The 17,521-nt window shown below is 65.1% G+C and carries 18 protein-coding genes; 11 read left to right on the top strand and 7 right to left on the bottom strand.

All coding sequences use genetic code 11. From position 1 onward, the window contains the following. Positions 1–119: 119 nt before the first annotated feature. Genes ACVILI_RS05665 through ACVILI_RS05640 form a run of 6 tightly spaced genes read left to right on the top strand, consistent with a single transcriptional unit; the run spans position 120 to position 7,436 of the window. Complete coding sequence (locus ACVILI_RS05665) at positions 120–980, top strand: FAD binding domain-containing protein (RefSeq protein ID WP_038651255.1); 861 nt, start codon at positions 120–122, stop codon at positions 978–980. Then, positions 977–3,979: a molybdopterin-dependent oxidoreductase gene (locus tag ACVILI_RS05660; protein ID WP_240564604.1), complete on the top strand. Its 3,003-nt coding sequence runs from the start codon at positions 977–979 to the stop codon at positions 3,977–3,979. Before ACVILI_RS05665 ends, ACVILI_RS05660 begins: the two co-directional genes overlap by 4 nt. Next, positions 3,976–5,517 carry a hypothetical protein gene (locus ACVILI_RS05655; protein WP_038651250.1) on the top strand — a complete coding sequence of 514 codons (1,542 nt, stop codon included), beginning with the start codon at positions 3,976–3,978 and terminating at the stop codon, positions 5,515–5,517. Before ACVILI_RS05660 ends, ACVILI_RS05655 begins: the two co-directional genes overlap by 4 nt. Then, on the top strand, positions 5,517–6,401 hold the full coding sequence (locus ACVILI_RS05650) for a UPF0280 family protein (protein ID WP_038653644.1): 885 nt from the start codon (positions 5,517–5,519) through the stop codon (positions 6,399–6,401). Before ACVILI_RS05655 ends, ACVILI_RS05650 begins: the two co-directional genes overlap by 1 nt. Beyond that, on the top strand, positions 6,394–6,978 hold the full coding sequence (locus ACVILI_RS05645; protein WP_038651246.1) for an amino acid synthesis family protein: 585 nt from the start codon (positions 6,394–6,396) through the stop codon (positions 6,976–6,978). Before ACVILI_RS05650 ends, ACVILI_RS05645 begins: the two co-directional genes overlap by 8 nt. Next, positions 6,975–7,436: a MarR family winged helix-turn-helix transcriptional regulator gene (locus ACVILI_RS05640; protein WP_038651243.1), complete on the top strand. Its 462-nt coding sequence runs from the start codon at positions 6,975–6,977 to the stop codon at positions 7,434–7,436. Before ACVILI_RS05645 ends, ACVILI_RS05640 begins: the two co-directional genes overlap by 4 nt. 32 nt (positions 7,437–7,468) lie before the next feature. Here ACVILI_RS05640 and ACVILI_RS05635 read toward each other — a convergent pair whose 3' ends face one another. From ACVILI_RS05635 to ACVILI_RS05615, 5 genes are all read right to left on the bottom strand, one after another. Then, positions 7,469–8,263: an inositol monophosphatase family protein gene (locus tag ACVILI_RS05635; protein WP_038651240.1), complete on the bottom strand. Its 795-nt coding sequence runs from the start codon at positions 8,261–8,263 to the stop codon at positions 7,469–7,471. Positions 8,264–8,400: 137 nt separating this feature from the next. Beyond that, complete coding sequence (locus ACVILI_RS05630) at positions 8,401–9,402, bottom strand: LLM class flavin-dependent oxidoreductase (RefSeq protein ID WP_019862482.1); 1,002 nt, start codon at positions 9,400–9,402, stop codon at positions 8,401–8,403. Continuing rightward, on the bottom strand, positions 9,399–10,235 hold the full coding sequence (locus tag ACVILI_RS05625; protein WP_038651237.1) for an arylamine N-acetyltransferase family protein: 837 nt from the start codon (positions 10,233–10,235) through the stop codon (positions 9,399–9,401). Before ACVILI_RS05625 ends, ACVILI_RS05630 begins: the two co-directional genes overlap by 4 nt. A gap of 71 nt (positions 10,236–10,306) precedes the next feature. Further along, the gene (locus tag ACVILI_RS05620; RefSeq protein ID WP_032921437.1) at positions 10,307–11,476 is read right to left on the bottom strand and encodes an AI-2E family transporter; all 1,170 of its coding nucleotides are present in this window, start codon (positions 11,474–11,476) and stop codon (positions 10,307–10,309) included. A 114-nt stretch (positions 11,477–11,590) separates the two neighbouring features. After that, entirely contained in the window at positions 11,591–12,652 is a 1,062-nt protein-coding gene (locus ACVILI_RS05615; RefSeq protein ID WP_064985264.1) for an LLM class flavin-dependent oxidoreductase, read from the bottom strand. A gap of 221 nt (positions 12,653–12,873) precedes the next feature. Between ACVILI_RS05615 and ACVILI_RS05610 the strand changes: the two genes are divergently transcribed. After that, complete coding sequence (locus ACVILI_RS05610; protein ID WP_027047610.1) at positions 12,874–13,302, top strand: DUF6481 family protein; 429 nt, start codon at positions 12,874–12,876, stop codon at positions 13,300–13,302. Between the two features lie 100 nt (positions 13,303–13,402). Here the strand turns inward: ACVILI_RS05610 and sugE are convergent, their stop codons facing one another. Together sugE and ACVILI_RS05600 are read right to left on the bottom strand one after the other, a co-directional pair. Beyond that, a complete protein-coding gene (sugE, locus tag ACVILI_RS05605) occupies positions 13,403–13,717 on the bottom strand; it encodes a quaternary ammonium compound efflux SMR transporter SugE (RefSeq protein ID WP_010912766.1) in 315 nt (104 codons plus the stop codon). Positions 13,718–13,919: 202 nt separating this feature from the next. Continuing rightward, complete coding sequence (locus ACVILI_RS05600; protein WP_167470445.1) at positions 13,920–14,186, bottom strand: hypothetical protein; 267 nt, start codon at positions 14,184–14,186, stop codon at positions 13,920–13,922. Between the two features lie 72 nt (positions 14,187–14,258). On the opposite strand from ACVILI_RS05600, the gene ACVILI_RS05595 reads away from it, so the two are divergent. The 4 genes from ACVILI_RS05595 (at position 14,259) to ACVILI_RS05580 (ending at position 17,520) form a co-directional block, all read left to right on the top strand. Continuing rightward, positions 14,259–15,068, top strand: coding sequence for a transglutaminase-like domain-containing protein (locus tag ACVILI_RS05595; protein WP_019862476.1), 810 nt, complete (start codon positions 14,259–14,261; stop codon positions 15,066–15,068). 123 nt (positions 15,069–15,191) lie between these two features. Further along, positions 15,192–16,145 carry a cation diffusion facilitator family transporter gene (locus ACVILI_RS05590; protein ID WP_019862475.1) on the top strand — a complete coding sequence of 318 codons (954 nt, stop codon included), beginning with the start codon at positions 15,192–15,194 and terminating at the stop codon, positions 16,143–16,145. Positions 16,146–16,221: 76 nt separating this feature from the next. Beyond that, entirely contained in the window at positions 16,222–16,626 is a 405-nt protein-coding gene (locus tag ACVILI_RS05585; RefSeq protein WP_038651231.1) for a GFA family protein, read from the top strand. A gap of 81 nt (positions 16,627–16,707) precedes the next feature. Next, entirely contained in the window at positions 16,708–17,520 is an 813-nt protein-coding gene (locus ACVILI_RS05580) for a class I SAM-dependent methyltransferase (RefSeq protein WP_038651228.1), read from the top strand. The last annotated feature ends 1 nt before the right edge of the window (position 17,521 follow it).

Genomic DNA, 17,521 nt, shown 5'->3' with positions numbered 1-17,521 from the left:
GGCTTGATATCATTTGCATACGAATGAATTTCCGGTTTGCGGACCGGCAAGATCATGCCTGGGGTAAACGCCCTGGGAGGGCCATTTCGGGGAAGGCCCACTCTCTGGGAAGGCAAAGCGTGATCCGTTACGCGAAACCCACCACTGTCGACGCGGCGCTCGCTTTGCTTGGCGAGGGCGCCTGGCGCATTCTTGCCGGCGGCACTGATTTCTATCCGGCACAGGGCGCGAAGCCGTTCCGCGACAATGTCCTCGACATCAACGGCCTCGCTGCGCTGCGCGGCATCGCCGAGACGGACGACCACTTTGTCATCGGCGCGCGCACGACCTGGACAGACCTCATCCACCACCCCTTGCCGCCAGCATTCGATGCGCTGAAACAGGCCGCGCGCGAGGTCGGCTCGCCGCAGATCCAGAACGTCGCTTCCGTCGCCGGCAATCTCTGCAACGCCTCGCCGGCCGCCGATGGCGTGCCGGGCCTGCTCGTGCTCGATGCCGAGGTCGAGCTGCGTTCGGCGATAGCGACACGGCATCTGCCCTTGCCCGATTTCATTCTCGGCAATCGGCGCACGGCCTTGCAGTCTGGCGAAATGGTGACCGCCATCCGCGTGCCGAAGCCAGCCGCCGGTACATCGGCTTTCGTCAAGCTCGGCGCACGGCGCTATCTCGTCATTTCCATCGCCATGGTGGCGGCGCGCCTGGTCGTCGACAACGGCAGGGTTACTGAGGCGGCCATCGCCGTCGGCTCCTGCTCGGCTGTCGCCAGGCGGCTTGCCGGCGTCGAGACGGCGCTGCTCGGATTGCCTAGGGATGGCGGGCTCGCCGGCGCCATCCAATCCGCGCCGATGACCGAACTGTCGCCGATCGCCGATGTGCGTGGCAGCGCCGAATACCGGCTCGACGCGGTGCGCGAGATCGTCGCGCGGGCCGTGCTGACGGCCGCCGGACCGATGAACGATCATATGGTGGCGGCGGCATGAGACAAGCTCAGCCCGACGTGAACCAGGTTCTGCCTGAAGTCAGTGAAGCTCGGCCCGAATTGGGCGTAGTCCAGCCCGGTCTCGGCCGCGCCGACATCGCCTTCGCGGTCAATGGCGCCGCCGTCTCGGTCAATGTGCCGCCGCTGCGCCGGCTGTCCCAGGTGCTGCGTGAGGAATTGCGGCTCACCGGCACCAAGGTCGGCTGCGATGCCGGCGATTGCGGCGCCTGCACGGTGCTGGTCGACGGCGATCCGGTCTGCGCCTGCCTGATGCCGGCGGCTTCGGTCGCCGGCGCATCGGTGACGACGGTCGAGGGGCTGGCCAACGGCCGGCTTTCGGCGCTGCAGGCCTCTTTCCTCGCCCATGGCGCGGCGCAATGCGGCATCTGCACGCCGGCGCTGCTGGTGGCAGCGACAGCGCTGCTGGACACGACTCCCAGACCGACCGAGACCGAGGTGCAGGATGCGCTGGGCGGGATTCTGTGCCGCTGCACCGGCTACCGGAAGATCATCGCGGCGGTGATGGAGGCAGGACGATTCGAACCGTCAACCGACAGCGCGGCCCCTCATCCGCCTGCCGGCACCTTCTCCCCGTATAGTGACGGGGAGAAGGGAGAAGCTCCAGCGCTGGCGACCCCCTCTCCCCGTTCTTCACGGGGAGAGGGTGAGGAGCAGCGCGAACGTCATTCGTTCGATCTCGGCCTTGACCGTAGAATGCCAATTTCGGGCAATGCCGTAGGCGCGTCGCCCGTCAGGCTCGACGGTGTGCCAAAGGTGACCGGGGCTGAGAAATTCGGCGGCGATTCCTTCCCGGCCGATGCGCTTGCCGTGCTGGTGGTCCGCTCGCCGCATTATCACGCCGGCTTCGCCTTCGGCGATCTCGACGGCTGGGCAAACAAGCACCCCGGCATGGTTGGTGTCTTCACGGCCGCCGACATTCCGGGCAAAAACTGTTTCGGCGTCATCGGTCCGTTTGCCGACCAGCCGGCGCTCGCCGAAGGATTTGCGCGGCTGCGCGGCGAGGCGGTGGCGCTGGTCGCCGGCGAGCGCGAGGCGATGTTCGATCTCGATATGTCGGATTTCCCGATCCGCTGGACCGAGTTGCCGCATATCCTGCAGCCCAGCGAAGCGCAGGCCAAGGATGCTGCGCTGATCCATGGGAACCGCCCTTCGAACCTGCTGACCTCCGGCTTCGTCGAGCGCGGCGACCCCGAGACGGCGCTTGCCAATGCGGCCGTTGCCGTGACGGGCGCAATCGAAACCTCCTATGTCGAGCACGCCTATATCGAGCCGGAAGCCGGCCATGCCTATATGGACGGCGATACGCTGGTCGTCGTCGCCTGCACCCAGGCACCCTATATGGACCGCGACGACACGGCGAAGGTGCTTGGCCTGCCCGTCGACAAGGTGCGCATCGTGCCGACCGCGACCGGCGGTGGCTTCGGCTCGAAACTCGACGTTTCGCTGCAGCCGCTGATCGGCCTTGTGGCGCTTAAGACCGGCCGGCCGGCCGCCTTGGCCTACACCCGCAACGAATCGATGATGTCGACCACCAAGCGCCATCCGGCCGAAATGAAGGCGACCATCGGCGCCGATGCCGACGGCCATGTCACCGGCATGATCTTTTCAGGCGATTTCAACACCGGAGCCTACGCCAGCTGGGGGCCGACCGTCGCCAACCGCGTGCCGGTGCATGCTTCCGGCCCCTATGCGACGCCGAACTACCGCGCCGAGGGCCGCGCCATCCATACGCATGGCCCGATCTCCGGCGCCTTCCGTGGCTTCGGTGTGCCGCAGGCGACGATCATGCAGGAGACGCTCTATGATGAGCTGGCCGGCAAGCTCGGCATCGACCGGCTCGACTTTCGCCTGAGAAACTGCCTTCGGAACGGCTCCGAAACGGTTACCGGCCAGACGCTGGAATCCGGCGTCGGCATTGCCGAATGTCTTGAGGCCCTGCTGCCGCATTGGGCGCGGGCGCAGGCTGATGCGGATACTTTCAACAGCAACCATGAAGAAAAAAAGCGCGGCGTCGGCGTGGCTTCGTGCTGGTATGGCTGCGGCAACACCTCGCTGCCCAATCCGTCGACCATCCGGGTCGGCATCGCGGCTGACGGCACCGTCATCCTGCATCAGGGCGCCGTCGATATCGGCCAGGGCTCCAACACCGTCATCACGCAGATCTGCGCCGACGCGCTTGGCCTGCCGCTGGAAAAATTCCGGCTGAAGAGCGCCGATACGGCAATCAGCCCCGACGCCGGCAAGACCTCGGCCTCGCGCCAGACCTTCGTGACCGGGAAGGCGGCCGAAAAAGCCGGGCGGGCCTTGCGGGAAAAGATCCTGCGCTTCGCCAATGTCTCCGAAAAGGCAACTTTGCAACTGGACGGCGCGGCGATCGTCATCCGCGAGGGCGAAGCCACGCGCCGCATCGATCTCGCCTCGCTCGACATGGATGCCGACGGCTTCGTCTTCCGCGCCGAGGAGACCTACGACCCGCCGACGCTGCCGCTCGATGCCAAGGGCCAGGGCAAGCCCTACGCCGTCTATGGCTATGGCGCGCAGATCGCCGAACTCGAGGTCGATCTCAAGATCGGCACAGTGAAGCTGATCAAGATCACCGCCGCGCATGATGTCGGCAAGGCGATCAACCCGCTGCTGGTCGAGGGCCAGATAGAAGGCGGCATCGCGCAAGGCATCGGCATGGCGCTGATGGAAGAATACATTCCCGGCCGCACCGAGAATCTGCACGACTATCTCATCCCGACCATCGGCGACGTGCCGCCGATCGAGACCATCCTGGTCGAGGTTCCCGATCCCGAGGGGCCGTTCGGCGCCAAGGGGCTGGGCGAACATGTGCTGATCCCGACCGCACCCGCGATCCTCAACGCCATCCGCCACGCCACCGGCGTGCTGGTCACCAAGGTTCCGGCGACGCCGACGCGCATCCGCGCCGGCATCCTTGAAAAAGATGGCATCCGCGAAAAGGAGGCACGCGCATGAGCGAGCTTGCCGAGCGTTTTGAGACCCATGACCCCGGCGAGAAGCAGGTGGCGGAGAAGATCCGCTGCGATGCCTGCCCGGTCATGTGCTACATAGCCGATGGCCGCACAGGCGCCTGCGACCGCTACGGCAATGCCGGCGGCCGGATCGTGCGCATGGATCCGCTGACCATTCTCGACCACGCGGCCGAGTCCGGCGGGACAATCGTGCCCTTCGTCGCCGAAGGCGAGGCATGGGACGGCGAACTGGTCAACACCGGGCGCCGCTTCGTCACGGCAATCGGCGCCGGCACCACCTATCCCGACTACAAGCCGGCGCCGTTCATCGTCAGCCAGCAGGTCGAAGGCGTCGATCTCGTCACCGTCGTCACCGAAGGCATTTTTTCGTATTGCGGCGTCAAGGTGAAGATCGACACCGACCGTCATATCGGACCCGAAACGCAAATCGTGCGCTCGCAAGGCGAGGCGATCGGCCATGTCACCACGGGCGAATACGGCTCGCAGATGCTGTCGCTGGGCGGCGTGCATCATCTGACCGGCGGCTCCAAGGCGGAAGGCCGGGCAACCTGCGACGCGCTGCTCAATCTGTGCAACCGCAAGCCGGTGGAACTGACCATCGATGGCGGCGCCACCATCATCGTCGAAGCCGGCAAACCACCTGTCATCGACGGCAAGCAGGAGCACCGCATGCGCGTCGGCTGCGGCTCGGCCACGATCGGCATGTTCGCCACGCAATGGCGCGGGCTGGTCGACGAGGTGGTGGTGGTCGACGACCATATCACCGGCGTCGTCTCCGAACACCAGGCCGGCAAGGTGCTGGGCTGGCAGGACACCGGCATCAAGATCATCGGACGCCGCTCGACGCCGGGTCGCTATTTCAAGGTCTCCGAGCCCGGCCTCGGCTGGGGCGGCACCTCGATTTCCGACCCGCTGTCGATCCTTGGTGAGTGGAACGCCAAGAAGGGCGCGCGACCGGGCCTGTCGATGCTGATGGTTTCGACCACCGGCGAGCAGTACGCCTATTACGAACTCGACGACGAACTGAAGCCGGTCGAAAAGCCGTTTCCAGAACGGCTGCAGAAGTCCGTGAACCTGATCGAGGACAATTGCGAGCCGGCGCTATGCACCGTGCTGTTCATCGGCGGCGCCGGCGGCTCGCTGCGCGCCGGCGTCACCGAAAACCCGGTCAATCTCACCCGCTCGGTGCAAGGCCTGACGACCTATGTGACGGTCGGCGGCGCGCCGGTCTATGTCTGGCCGGGCGGCGGCATCACGCTGATGGTCGACGTGACGCGCGTGCCGGAAGGCGCCTTCGGCTATGTGCCGACGCCGGCGCTGGTGGCGCCGATCGAGTTCACCTTGCGCCGCGACGACTATGTCAGGCTCGGCGGCTACGAGGCCGAGATCCGCAGCGTCGAGGACATCGTCGCGAAGGGCGGCGAATACCTCAACCCGCGCCACGGCACCGGTGCGCCGTCCGACAATCCATGGCCGCCGCTGGCGCAATTGCGGCGCGCCGCGTCGAACGGAGCCGGATGATGGGCGGCCCGCAAGCGCATTGGCTGCAGGACGGCAAGCGGCTGCATCTCAACCATGGGCCGATCGACCTGATCATCGAGGCCTTTGGCGAGGCGCAGGAATGCCGTCTGGCCTATGAGCAAGCCGTGGCGCGCTTCCAGACGATCCTGATCGAGCTGGTCAGGGAGCTTCCCGAATTGCGGCTCCCGGCATTTTTCCTGGCGCCGCGCGCCTTTGACGGCCCGACGGCGCGCCGCATGGAAGCGGCCGTCATGCCGCTCGCGGAATGTTTCATAACACCGATGGCCGCCGTTGCAGGATCGGTAGCCGACGAAATTCTCGCCGCATTGCTTGCCGGCCGCAAACTCGAGCGCGCCTATGTCAACAATGGCGGCGACAGCGCCCTCCACCTCGGCAAGGGCCGGTCGATCGGCCTGGCGGTCGCCGGCACCGGCAACGGCGTGGCCGACCGGATCACGATCCGCGCGGAAGATGGCGTTCGCGGCGTCGCCACCAGCGGCTGGCGCGGCCGTTCCTTCTCGCTTGGCATTGCCGACGCCGTCACCGTGCTGGCGCGGACCGGCGCTGAGGCCGATGCGGCGGCGACACTCATTGCCAATGCGGTGGACCTTCCCGGCAATCCCGCCATCAAGCGCATTCCCGCACGCGAACTGTCGCCCGACAGCGACCTCGGCGCGCGGCTGGTGACGCAAGGCGTCGGCATGCTTGCGCCTGGCGAGGTGGCGCGGGCGCTGGACAATGGCCTTGCCCTCGCCGAAGATTTTCGTCGGCGCGGCCTGATTGCCGGATCGGCGCTGTTTCTTGGCGGTGAGGCCCGCATCAGTGGTTCCGTAGCGCTTGCCGCGCCCAACAAAAATCCGAGGGAGGAAGTTGCCCATGCCTGAGTTTCCGATCCGCAAGATCGCGGTGCTGAGCGAAGAGATCTTTCATGATGGCGGTCCGGTCGCGGACGTGCCGCGCCGGCGTGCGGCGGCCATGGCCGTGATCAAGAACCCATTCGCCGGGCGCTATGTCGAGGATCTGCAGAGCGCCATGGACGATCTGAAGCCGCTTGGCCTGCTGCTTTCCGACAGGCTGGTCGCCGCGTTGGGCGGCGACGTCAAACAGATCGACGGCTACGGCAAGGGCGCCATTGTCGGCACGGCGGGCGAACTGGAGCATGGCGCGCTCTGGCATGTGCCGGGCGGCTACGCCATGCGCGAGCGGCTTGGCGACGCCAAGGCGATCGTGCCCTCGGCCAAGAAGGTCGGCGCGTTCGGCTCAAAGCTCGACGTGCCGCTCGGCCACATCAACGCCGCCTATGTGCGCAGCCATTTCGATGCCATGGAAGTCGGCATCAGCGACGGGCCGCGTCCCGACGAGATTCTTTTTTGTCTGGCCATGACCTGCGGACCGCGGGTTCACAACCGCATGGGCGGGTTGGCGGCAGCCGACATCAAGGCCTGGGACGGGCTGCGGTGAGCGGCGAGGACAATCTGCTCAAGCTGGTCGAGGTCGAAGAGCCCGAGGACCAGGATTACGTCCTGCAGGAGCAGGTCGGCTTCATCCTGCGCAAGGCGCACCAGCGCCATGTCTCGATCTTCGCCGCGCATATCGGCGACCTGACGCCGCCGCAATTCGCCGCACTGGCCAAGCTGCGCGATGTCGGCGAGACCTCGCAGAACCAGCTCGGCACGCTGATCGCCATGGATGCGGCGACGGTGAAGGGCGTGATCGATCGCTTAAAGGCACGCGGCCTGGTCGAGCTCTCCAAGCATGAGGTCGACAAAAGGCGGCTGCTGGTCAATCTGACCGCCGAAGGCCGCGACGCCATCGAACGCCTGATCCCGTTGGCGCGCGAGATCACCAGGGAAACGCTGGCGCCGCTCTCGGCCAAGGAGATCGCCACCTTCATGAAGCTGCTGGCCAAGCTGGCGTAGGTGCCGCCACGATCCATCGCGTCAAATGGCGATCAGAGCGGGAACGCTTCCCTGCACAGGTCCTGCAGCTTCGAAAAGACGCCCTTGCCGCCGGTGATGACCTGCGTGCCGCTCTGCAGCACCGTCTTGGGATCCGCCTTCAGGACGGTGCCGCCGGCCTCTTCGATCAGCAGCATGCCGGCCAGGCAGTCCCAGGCGTTCATGTGTTCCTCGACATAGCCAAGCAGCCGGCCCGAGGCCACATAGGCCAGCATCAGGGCGCCGGACGCATTGCGGAAGAAGACACCGCCTTCGGCGAGGAGCTTCTTGATCAGCACGGCGATGTTCTCGGCCTCGGCCCGGTTCGAGAATCCGGTCCCCACCGAGCCTTCTTCCAGGCTGGCCGCGGCACTTGCCTTGATCGGCCTGCCGTTGATGAAGGCGCCGCCACCGAGCCTGCCGTGAAACGTCTCGCCGGTCGACGGTTCGTGGATGACGCCGACGACCGTCTCCCCGTCCTTTGCGCAAGCGATCACCACGCACCAGGCCGGAATGCCGCGCACGAAATTGGCGGTGCCGTCGATGGGATCGATGACCCAGGCATAGCCGCTCGAGCCGGAAACCGAGGCGTGTTCCTCGCCGACGATGCCGTCCTGCGGATAGTCCTTGGCGATCGCCGCGCGGATGAACAGCTCGACCTCGCGGTCGGCTTGCGAGACCAGGTCCTGATGACCCTTGCTCTCGATGGTCAGGCTTTCCAGATCGCGGAAATATTCGAGTCCGCGTTCGCCGGCCCGCCGCGCCAGATCGATGGCAAACTGCGTGCGGGCGTCGAGTTCATGGGTCACGGTAAGGCTCGCTCTGCGGAAGGATGCGCCGCACTTAGAGCAATTCCAGGAAAAGTGTAAGCGGTTTTCCGTCTGGAATTGCGTCAAAACAAAGAGTTAGAGCGTCGCTGCCGGCAAAAGCATCTGGCCGATAAAAGTCAGGCCGCCTGCGACAGCGATTTGTGCGCGTCAGCCAAGATCTCGAATGACCGCACCCGCGCGGCATGATCAAAGATCTGCGCGGTCACCATCAGCTCGTCGGCGCCGGTGCGGCGCACGAAGGCGTCGATGCCCTGGCGGACGGTTTCGGGAGAGCCGACGACGGCACAGGACAGCGCCTGGCCGAGCATGGTCTTGGCCATCGGGTCGAGATCGCGGTCATAATTCTCGACCGGCGGCGGCAAGCGTCCGGGACGGCCGGTGCGCAGATTGACGAAGGCCTGCTGCAGCGACGTGAACAGCAGCCGTGCCTCGGCATCGGTGGGCGCGGCAAAGACGTTGAGGCCGAGCATCACATGCGGTCTGTCGAGCTGTTCCGACGGCTGGAAGCGCGAGCGGTAGATGTCCAGCGCATGATCGAGCTCGGCCGGCGCGAAATGCGAGGCGAAGGCGTAGGGAAGGCCAAGCATGGCGGCGAGCTGCGCACCGTAGAGGCTGGAGCCGAGAATCCAGATCGGCACGGTCTGGCCCTCGCCGGGCACGGCGCGCAAGCGCTGGCCTTCCTCCGCGGGCAGGAAATAGCCCATCAGTTCGACGACATCCTGCGGGAAACTGTCGGCGCCGGCCTCGAGGTTGCGGCGCAAGGCGCGCGCGGTGTTCATGTCGGTGCCTGGTGCCCGGCCGAGGCCGAGATCGATGCGGCCCGGAAACAGGGCGGCTAGCGTGCCGAACTGCTCGGCGATGACCAGCGGCGCATGGTTGGGCAGCATGATGCCGCCGGCGCCGACGCGGATGGTTTTGGTGCCGCCGGCAACATGGGCGATGACCACGGATGTGGCGGCGCTCGCAATGCCCGGCATGTTGTGGTGCTCGGCCAGCCAGTAGCGCTTGTAGCCCAGCCGCTCGGCATGGCGGGCGAGATCGAGCGAGTTGGCCAGCGACTGCGAGGCATCGCTGCCTTGGATGATCGGCGACAGGTCGAGAACGGACAGTTCGGTCATGCGGTGGTCTCCACGATCTTCGTCTCACGCACTTTGGCCTCGAAAGCCGTGCGGTCCGGAATGATGATGCCGAGCAGGCCTTGCAGCGTGTCGGCGAGTTCGGCGGCGGTGGCTATCTCTGTCTGCTCGGTGCGGCCACCAAGGTGATGGATCGACAGGCGGTTTCCGCGCAGCGCGTAACGCCGGTCCGGCGCGGCGCGGGCCGCTATGACGGAGGAGAGGAAATGCGATGTCGGGCTGGTCGACAGGAAGTAATTGGTGACGGAGTAATCGACCTCGTATTGCGGCTGCAGATCGAAGCGGTAGAGCGAGCGCCAGTCGCCGCCGATGGCGGCCTGCAGGCGGAAATGATCGCTGGCCTCGACGATGCGGAACGGCTCATGCGGGGTTTTCTGTTCGCGGCCCGGTTCCAGCTGCAATGGCGCGGTCAGGGTCAGGCCGCCGAAGCCGACATCGGCGATACAGGTCCGGCCATCGAGCTCGACGCGCAAAAGCATGTGGCTGCGCGCGGTGATGGCGTCCTCGCTCTGGCCCCAGAGCACGCGCGCGGCCAGGCCGACGACCTCGAAGCCGAGCGCCCGCAGCGCATGCATGAAGAGCAGGTTGTGCTCGAAGCAATAGCCACCGCGCCCACCAAGGACGATCTTGTCGTGCAGCGCGGCAAGATCGAGCCGAACCGGGTGGCCAAGAAACGGGTCGATGTTCTCGAAGGGGATCGCCTGCGGATGCGCGAAATGCAGCGTCTTCAGCGTATCCAGCGACGCGTCGCGCGGACCGGCGTAACCGATGCGCGCGAGATAGGCGTCGAGGTCGAAGGGAGGAGCATCGCTCATAAGGAAGGCACCGGGCGTTGATCGGCCGGATATAGGCATTCGATCCGGCCGCCGCAAACAGCGCCCGCCTTCTATGCCGTGGCCTTGCCGTTCTCCTCGACGGGTTCGTCCTCGACCACGGCGGTTTGCTGCGCGGCGAGGAAATTGCCGACATGGCCAAGCCCCTCGAAATGGTCGCAGAACACCTTGATGACGACCAGCAGCGGCACCGCCATCAGCGCGCCGACGAAACCCCAGAGCCACGACCAGAAGGCAATGGCGATGAAGATCGCCACCGCGTTGATCTCGAGACGCCTGCCGACCACCATCGGTGTCACGAACTGGCCTTCGACCACGTCGCACAAAAGCACGAAGGCCGGCGCCAGAAGCGCGTAGGAGATGGTGTCGAAGCTGATCAGCGCCATCACCGCGACCAGCACGATGGTCAGCAGCGCGCCGACATAGGGCAGGAAGTTGAACAATGCCGCGGCGACACCCCAGACCAGAGGGTTCGGCATGCCGAGCGCCCACAGGCCTAGGCCGATGACCAAACCGAGGCCGACATTGATGATGGTGACGGTGAGCAGATAGTGCGAGATTTCGCGCTCGACGTCATAGACGACGCGCAGCGCCCGCTTCTTCTCGCTTAGGCTGGCGAAGGACTGGATGATCTTCTCGTAGAACATCGTGCCCGAGGCGAGCAGGAACAGCGACAGCACGAAGATGATGGTCAGGCTTGTTCCCGCCGCCAGGATGTTGCCGGCGGCCGACGACAGGATGCCGGACTGGGCGACCGCCACCTTCTGGACGCCAGGCTCCTGCGAGGTCTCGGTCATCTGCTCGACCTGATGCGAGACCTGCATGATCTTTTCAAGCGGACGCCGCAACTGCGCCAGCCGCTCGGTGAGCTGCTGGCCGATCGACGAGGTGTTGTTGAGGAGATCGATGACAGGACCTGAGAGCAAATAGCCGGCGATGGCGAAGACGCAGATCGACAAAAGCACCAGGAGCGTCGCCGAAACCGCTTCGGGAATACCGCGCTTGCGCAGCAGCCGCACGATCGGCGTCAATGTCAGCGCCAGCAGGAAAGCCAGCATGACCGGCATGAAGAAAGCGCGGCCGAAATAGAGCGCATAGACGCTCATGAATATGAATATGCCGACCAGCAGCGAACGCATCAAATGCGTGTCCGCGCGGGCCTCGACGCGCGGATCCGGGCTTTCGGCAACGCCTGCGCCCGTAGCGGCGGGTTCGGCTTTCATCATGGACCCTCAGCGGTGCACCGCAACTGGTGCAGTCCGTTGATGGAAACGCCCGCGTCGCTTCAAGGTTCCTTTAGCCGGCAAGGCCCGCGGGTACGGAGCTTTGCCGTTGGCTCATGCGACGGGCGCTTCCACCGCAGGCGTGGACTTCGCCGTTTCCTTGCGCACGATCGGCGCCACTTTGGTGCCGTAGAGTTCAATCGCCTTCATGATCTTGGCATGCGGCATGGCGCCGATCGCCATCTGCAGCAGGAAGCGGTCATTGTTGAAGATCCTGTGCTGGGCGACGATCTTCTCGGCCACCTGCTCTGGACTGCCGACGAACAGGGCGCCGTTCGGACCACGCGACTGGTCGAAATGCGCCCGCGACGTCGGGCCCCAGCCCCGCTCGCGGCCGATGCGGTTCATCACCTCGGCCTGCGGGCCGTAGAAATCGTCGGCCGCCTGTTCGGTCGTCTCGGCAATGAAGCCATGCACGTTGATGCTGGTGGCGAGACCCGCCGGGTCGCTGCCGGCGCGCCTGGCGGCCTCGCGGTAGAGGTCGAACAGCGGCGCGAAGCGCGCCGGCTCGCCGCCGATGATGGCAAGCGCCAGCGGCAGGCCGAGCGCGCCCGCGCGGGCGGCGGACTGCGGCGTGCCGCCGATGGCGATCCAGACCGGCAACCTGTCCTGGAAGGGCCGGGGATAGACGCCGCGATCGTTGATCGGCGCGCGCAGATTGCCGGACCAGGTGACCTTGACGCTATCGCGGATGGCGAGCAGCAGATCGAGCTTTTCGGCGAAGAGCTCGTCATAGTCTTCCAGATTGTAGCCGAACAGCGGGAAGGATTCGATGAACGAACCGCGCCCGGCCATGATCTCGGCACGGCCGCCCGAGAGAAGATCGAGCGTGGCGAACTGCTGGAAGACGCGCACCGGATCGTCGGAGGACAATACCGTGACCGCGCTGGTCAGCTTGATGCGCTTCGAGCGCTCGGCGGCAGCGGCGAGCGCCACGACTGGCGCGGAGGCGGCGTAGTCGGGTCGGTGATGTTCGCCGAGACCGAAGACGTCGAGACCGACCTGGTCGGCGAGTTCGACCTCCTCGATCAGGTTGCGCAAGCGCTCATGCGGCCCGATGGCGCCCGGGCCGGGCTGCGGGCTGACGTCGGCGAAAGTGTAGAGACCGAGTTCCATGTGATGTCATCCTGGTGTTGGGTTTTGCCGCTAGAAGTAGCCACCGGCTCGCCTCGCCGCCAGAGGGGCTATCGGTGAACAGTGCATGTCGGTTTGGGCGGCAAAAGGCGTCTCCCGGCTGCAACATCGCGGAATTTCATGGCTGGCATACCGATTTGGCGCTTGAACTCTCGGCATTCGCGCGTATGTAAGCCTCGCGAATTGACTTCAGGGAAGTGGACTTGGCTATCTACAGGGAAAAAGACATTTTCGAGCGGCGCAATGCCGCGAACGAGGCAAAGAAGGCGCTTCTGGAGCGCTTCAAGTCAAAGCCGGCGGCAGATGATCCTGCGGTGCTGGCGCGACAGGCCGAACGCAAGGCAATCCTCCAGGCTCGTGAGATCCGCGAAGCCGAGAAGGCCAGGCTGAAGCAGGAAAAGCTGGCACGCGAAGCCGCAGAGAAGGCCGAGCGCGAGGCAGCAGCCGAAGCGGCACGCATTGCCGCCGAAGAGGCAGCCCAAGCCGAGGCCAAAATTCGGGAAGCCGAAGAGACCGAGCGCATTGCCCGCCTGCTCGCCGACGAGGCCGAGCGCAAGGCCAAGCGTGACGCACGCTATGCGGCGCGCAAGGCACGGACCGGCCGAGCTCCTCCGGGCTTCTCGGCCCGCTAGCAGCTTCGGCGCAGCCAAGTTCGAACATTGAATCAGGGTCGCCTCGCAGCGGCCCTGAAGGTGTTTGTGCGGAAGGTGCGCTTTTTTGGGCGACTTCCGCTCAGGCCGCGAATTTCAGCCCCATAATGCCGCAGACGATCAGCGCGATGCAGGCAAGCCGGATCGCGGTGGCGGGCTCGCCGAGCAGCCAGATGCCGAGCAGGGCCGTGCCGACCGTGCCAATGCCGGTCCACACCGCATAGGCGGTGCCGACGGGAAGCGCCTTCAGCGCCAGGCCCAGCAAGGTAAGACTGACGATCATCGAGGCGACCGTGAGCACGGTCGGAACAAGCCTGGTAAATCCGTCAGTGTATTTGAGGCCGATCGCCCAGCCGATTTCGAAGAGGCCGGCGAAAAACAGAAAAGTCCAAGACATCGGAACGCTCCATCCAGCATCGGGCCGGAGACAGGATCCGATCCTCAGATGCCGATCATTATGGCGGGTCGTCCCGACCGAATTGTTGGGGAGGCGCGGGGTCGTCCCCGCACTATCGATATAGGTTATCCAAATACCCGATCAACCCGGCGGCATTGTCTGACGCCGCCGGTGGGATTTGCCGCGCCTGACCTGCCGAGGCCTACTTTTCCTTGATGCGCATCGCCTTGACCGGCGGCGCCTTCAGGACGGGAGCGGGCGCCGGCTTCTTGGCATCCTTCTTCGGCTTGCGGGCTTCCTTGCCTGCCTTCATCGCGCCTTTAGCCATGATTCGTTCCTCCTGTTGCGGGGAGCGAAGTGAAACAAGAGAAACGCTTTGCTGCAAGAGGGCAGCGCTGGCGGGAAGCCTCAGGCTGACTGCTTTCAACCAATTTCTAATTTGCTCGTAAACCATGGCCGTCCGTGCCATTCTCTTCTTCGCACTGCAACATCGACCCGCGCTTTCGCCGGGTGATCGTCGGGCAGGCCGGTCAGGACGAAAATGCGGATCCACATCGGCTGCGAGATGAGCTTCGACTTCCCGCAGGAAACGCCGCTCATCGCGATGCTCAATGTCCACTATTCGCGCGCCTCCGACCTCGAGCGGCCGGATTTCCTAACTTCCAGCCCGCCGGTACCGATCGAGAGCTACCGCGACAGTTTCGGCAATTGGTGCAACCGCTTCGTCGCGCCGCCCGGACGGTTCACCTTCGGCACGGATGCGGTGATCCGCGCGCCCGGCACATTCGAGATGGCCGAGCTGATGGCCTGGCAGCACGAGGTGCGCGACCTGCCGGCCGAAACCCTGCTTTTCCTGCTGCCCAGCCGGTTTTGCGAGAGCGACCTTTTGGCCAGCGAAGCGTGGCGGCTGTTCGGCCACACACCGCTCGGCATCCCGCGCGTGCAGGCGGTGTGCGATTTCGTTCACAACCACATCGTCTTCAACTACGGCAATGCGCGGCCGACGCGCACCGCGGCGGAAGCCTATCGGGAACAGAGCGGCGTGTGCCGCGACTTCGCGCATCTTGCCGTCACCTTCTGCCGGGCGCTCAACATCCCGACGCGCTACTGCACCGGCTACATCAGCGATATCGGCATGCCGAAGCCGTGGTCGAGCATGGATTTCGCCGCCTGGATGGAAGTCTATCTCGGCGGCCGCTGGCATGTCTTCGACCCGCGCAACAATGCCCCGCGCATCGGCCGCATCCTGATCGCTTCCGGCCGCGACGCGGCGGATGTGCCGCTGACCCATATTTTCGGACCGGGGACCCTGGCCGGCTTCAAGGTGTGGACCGACGAGATCGTCGAATAGTCGCAGTCTCCGCGGCCGATCCCAAACAAATCGCGTCTTGAACGACCCGGCCGTTGGCGCGTTATGGTGGAGCTGCGGCCATCCGGCCGCTAGACTGGGCACGTTGAACGGGGACCAGACCGCATGGCCGGGCACGGCGGCTCCAAGATGGTCATCTATGCGGCGCTCGCCGGCAATCTGGCGATCGCACTGACTAAATTCGCCGCCGCCTTCTTCACCGGCAGCTCGGCGATGCTGTCGGAAGGCGTGCATTCGCTGGTCGATACCGGCAATGGCGGCCTGCTGCTCTACGGCATGCACCGTGCCGCGCGCCCGGCCGACCGCACGCATCCGCTCGGCCATGGCCGCGAACTCTATTTCTGGAGCTTCATCGTTGCCCTCCTGGTCTTCGCCCTGGGCGCCGGCGTGTCGTTCTACGAGGGCATCGTCCACATCATGGCGCCGGAGCCTGTCGCCAACGTCAAGGTGAACTATGTCGTTCTCGGCTTGTCCTTCCTGTTCGAGGGCAGCTCCTGGCTGGTGGCGCTGAAGGAATTCCGCCGAGAGAAAGGCAAGCAAGGCTGGCTGCAGGCCGTGCAGTCGAGCAAGGACCCGAGCGTCTATACGGTGCTGTTCGAGGACAGCGCGGCGCTTCTCGGCCTGATCGTCGCCTTTGCCGGCATATTGGCGGCGGAGCTGCTGGAGATGCCGGAGCTCGACGGCGCCGCCTCGATCGGCATCGCGCTCATTCTCGGCGCCACGGCGATCTTCCTCGCCCGCGAAAGCAAGGGGCTGCTCATCGGCGAGCCGGCTTCGCCCGAAGTGCAGAAAAAGGTGCTGGCGATCGCGCAGCAGGATCCGGCGGTGCAGCGCGCGAACGGTGTCCTGACCGTCCATATGGGACCGCAAGAGATCGTTGCAGGGCTCAGCATCGAATTCGAGGACCATCTGTCGGCGCCGGAGATCGAAGCCTGTGTCGAGCGCATCGAGGCACGGCTGAAGAAGGAGATGCCGGAGATCACGCGGCTGTTCGTCAAGCCGCAGACCACGGGCACCTGGGAGCAGCGGCGCAAGCTGATCGAAGCCGCGTCCAACTAGTCCTGGACCAGCGTTGCACCGTTGCCCCGTCGCATTGCCTTGCTAAGATCAGGCGACGGATTTCGGAGGATAGACCATGAAGATCGACGGCGGGTGCCATTGCGGCGCCATCACCTACGAGGCGGAGGTCGACCCAGCAAAGACCTCGATCTGCCATTGCACGGATTGCCAGCAATTGACCGGCACGGCCTTTCGCGTCACCGTTCCCGCGCCCGAGGATCACTACCGGATCACCAGAGGCACGCCAAAAATCTATATCAAGACCGGATCGAGCGGCGCCAAGCGCGCCCAGGCCTTTTGCGGCGACTGCGGGGCGCATCTTTACGCGACGTCGGTTGGCGGCGGCCCGAAGATCTATGGAATCAGGACGGGCACCGCGCGGCAACGCGAGGATCTGGTGCCGACACAACAGAAATGGCACCGGTCGGCCCTGCACTGGCTTCCCGAATTCGAAGGCATGAGCATCGTGGAGGAGCAGTAGCACCTGCCTCCCGGCCGAAAGCCGCCCAAGACAGGCAATTCTGTGCTAGCTTCGCTCACCTCAGACGGGCGGATAATAGCGATGTTGGAAACGGACAAGCTGTTTGCCGGCTCGATCCCGGAAAACTACGACCGCTATATGGTGCCGTTGATTTTCGAGCCGTTCGCCGCGGACCTTGCACGGCGGGCAGCGTCCTTCTCGCCCAAAGCCGTGCTGGAAGTCGCCGCAGGCACCGGGGTCGTCACCCGTGCCTTGGCGCCGAAACTGTCCCCTGACGCAAGCTATGTCGTGACCGACCTGAACCAGCCGATGCTCGACTACGCCGCTTCGCTACAGGCTCCCGACAGTCGCATCCAATGGCGCCAGGCCGATGCCATGGCGCTGCCGTTTGAAGACGCGGCCTTCGATCTGGTTTGTTGTCAGTTCGGCGCGATGTTCTTTCCCAGCCGTCCATCCGCCTACCGCGAGGCCAGGCGGGTGCTGAAGCCCGGCGGACATTTCCTGTTCAACGTATGGGACCGCATCGAGGAGAATGTCTTTGCCGATGATGTGACCAATGCGCTGGCCAGGCTTTTTCCGAACGATCCGCCGCGCTTTCTGGCCCGCACGCCGCATGGCTACCACGATACGGCGCTGATCCGCCGAGACCTCGAGGAGGCCGGCTTCTCCGATGTGGCGATCGAGACGAGAGCCGAACAGAGCCGTGCGCCCTCACCGCGCATTCCGGCCGTTGCCTATTGCCAGGGAACGGTGCTTCGCACCGAAATCGAGGCCAGGGATCCCGGGAAACTGGACGCTGCAACGGACTACGCCGCATCCGCGATTGCGGCCAGGCATGGTAGCGGCTCAGTCGCCGCCAAAATTCAGGCACATGTCATCGTGGCGGTGGCCTAGA

The sequence above is a fragment of the Mesorhizobium sp. USDA 4775 genome, assembly GCF_054062655.1.
Note: the sequence above shows the minus strand (reverse complement) of the source record. Positions and strands in the feature narration are given on the sequence as shown.

What these genes read in the sequence shown, in the direction of transcription:
- ACVILI_RS05660 (WP_240564604.1), top strand. Translation starts at nt 977, where the DNA reads ATGAGACAAGCTCAGCCCGACGTGAACCAGGTTCTGCCTGAAGTCAGT.
- ACVILI_RS05655 (WP_038651250.1), top strand. Translation starts at nt 3,976, where the DNA reads ATGAGCGAGCTTGCCGAGCGTTTTGAGACCCATGACCCCGGCGAGAAG.
- ACVILI_RS05650 (WP_038653644.1), top strand. Translation starts at nt 5,517, where the DNA reads ATGGGCGGCCCGCAAGCGCATTGGCTGCAGGACGGCAAGCGGCTGCAT.
- ACVILI_RS05645 (WP_038651246.1), top strand. Translation starts at nt 6,394, where the DNA reads ATGCCTGAGTTTCCGATCCGCAAGATCGCGGTGCTGAGCGAAGAGATC.
- ACVILI_RS05630 (WP_019862482.1), bottom strand. Translation starts at nt 9,402, where the DNA reads ATGACCGAACTGTCCGTTCTCGACCTGTCGCCGATCATCCAAGGCAGC.
- ACVILI_RS05625 (WP_038651237.1), bottom strand. Translation starts at nt 10,235, where the DNA reads ATGAGCGATGCTCCTCCCTTCGACCTCGACGCCTATCTCGCGCGCATC.
- ACVILI_RS05620 (WP_032921437.1), bottom strand. Translation starts at nt 11,476, where the DNA reads ATGAAAGCCGAACCCGCCGCTACGGGCGCAGGCGTTGCCGAAAGCCCG.
- ACVILI_RS05615 (WP_064985264.1), bottom strand. Translation starts at nt 12,652, where the DNA reads ATGGAACTCGGTCTCTACACTTTCGCCGACGTCAGCCCGCAGCCCGGC.
- sugE (WP_010912766.1), bottom strand. Translation starts at nt 13,717, where the DNA reads ATGTCTTGGACTTTTCTGTTTTTCGCCGGCCTCTTCGAAATCGGCTGG.
- ACVILI_RS05600 (WP_167470445.1), bottom strand. Translation starts at nt 14,186, where the DNA reads ATGGCACGGACGGCCATGGTTTACGAGCAAATTAGAAATTGGTTGAAA.
- ACVILI_RS05595 (WP_019862476.1), top strand. Translation starts at nt 14,259, where the DNA reads ATGCGGATCCACATCGGCTGCGAGATGAGCTTCGACTTCCCGCAGGAA.
- ACVILI_RS05590 (WP_019862475.1), top strand. Translation starts at nt 15,192, where the DNA reads ATGGCCGGGCACGGCGGCTCCAAGATGGTCATCTATGCGGCGCTCGCC.
- ACVILI_RS05585 (WP_038651231.1), top strand. Translation starts at nt 16,222, where the DNA reads ATGAAGATCGACGGCGGGTGCCATTGCGGCGCCATCACCTACGAGGCG.
- ACVILI_RS05580 (WP_038651228.1), top strand. Translation starts at nt 16,708, where the DNA reads ATGTTGGAAACGGACAAGCTGTTTGCCGGCTCGATCCCGGAAAACTAC.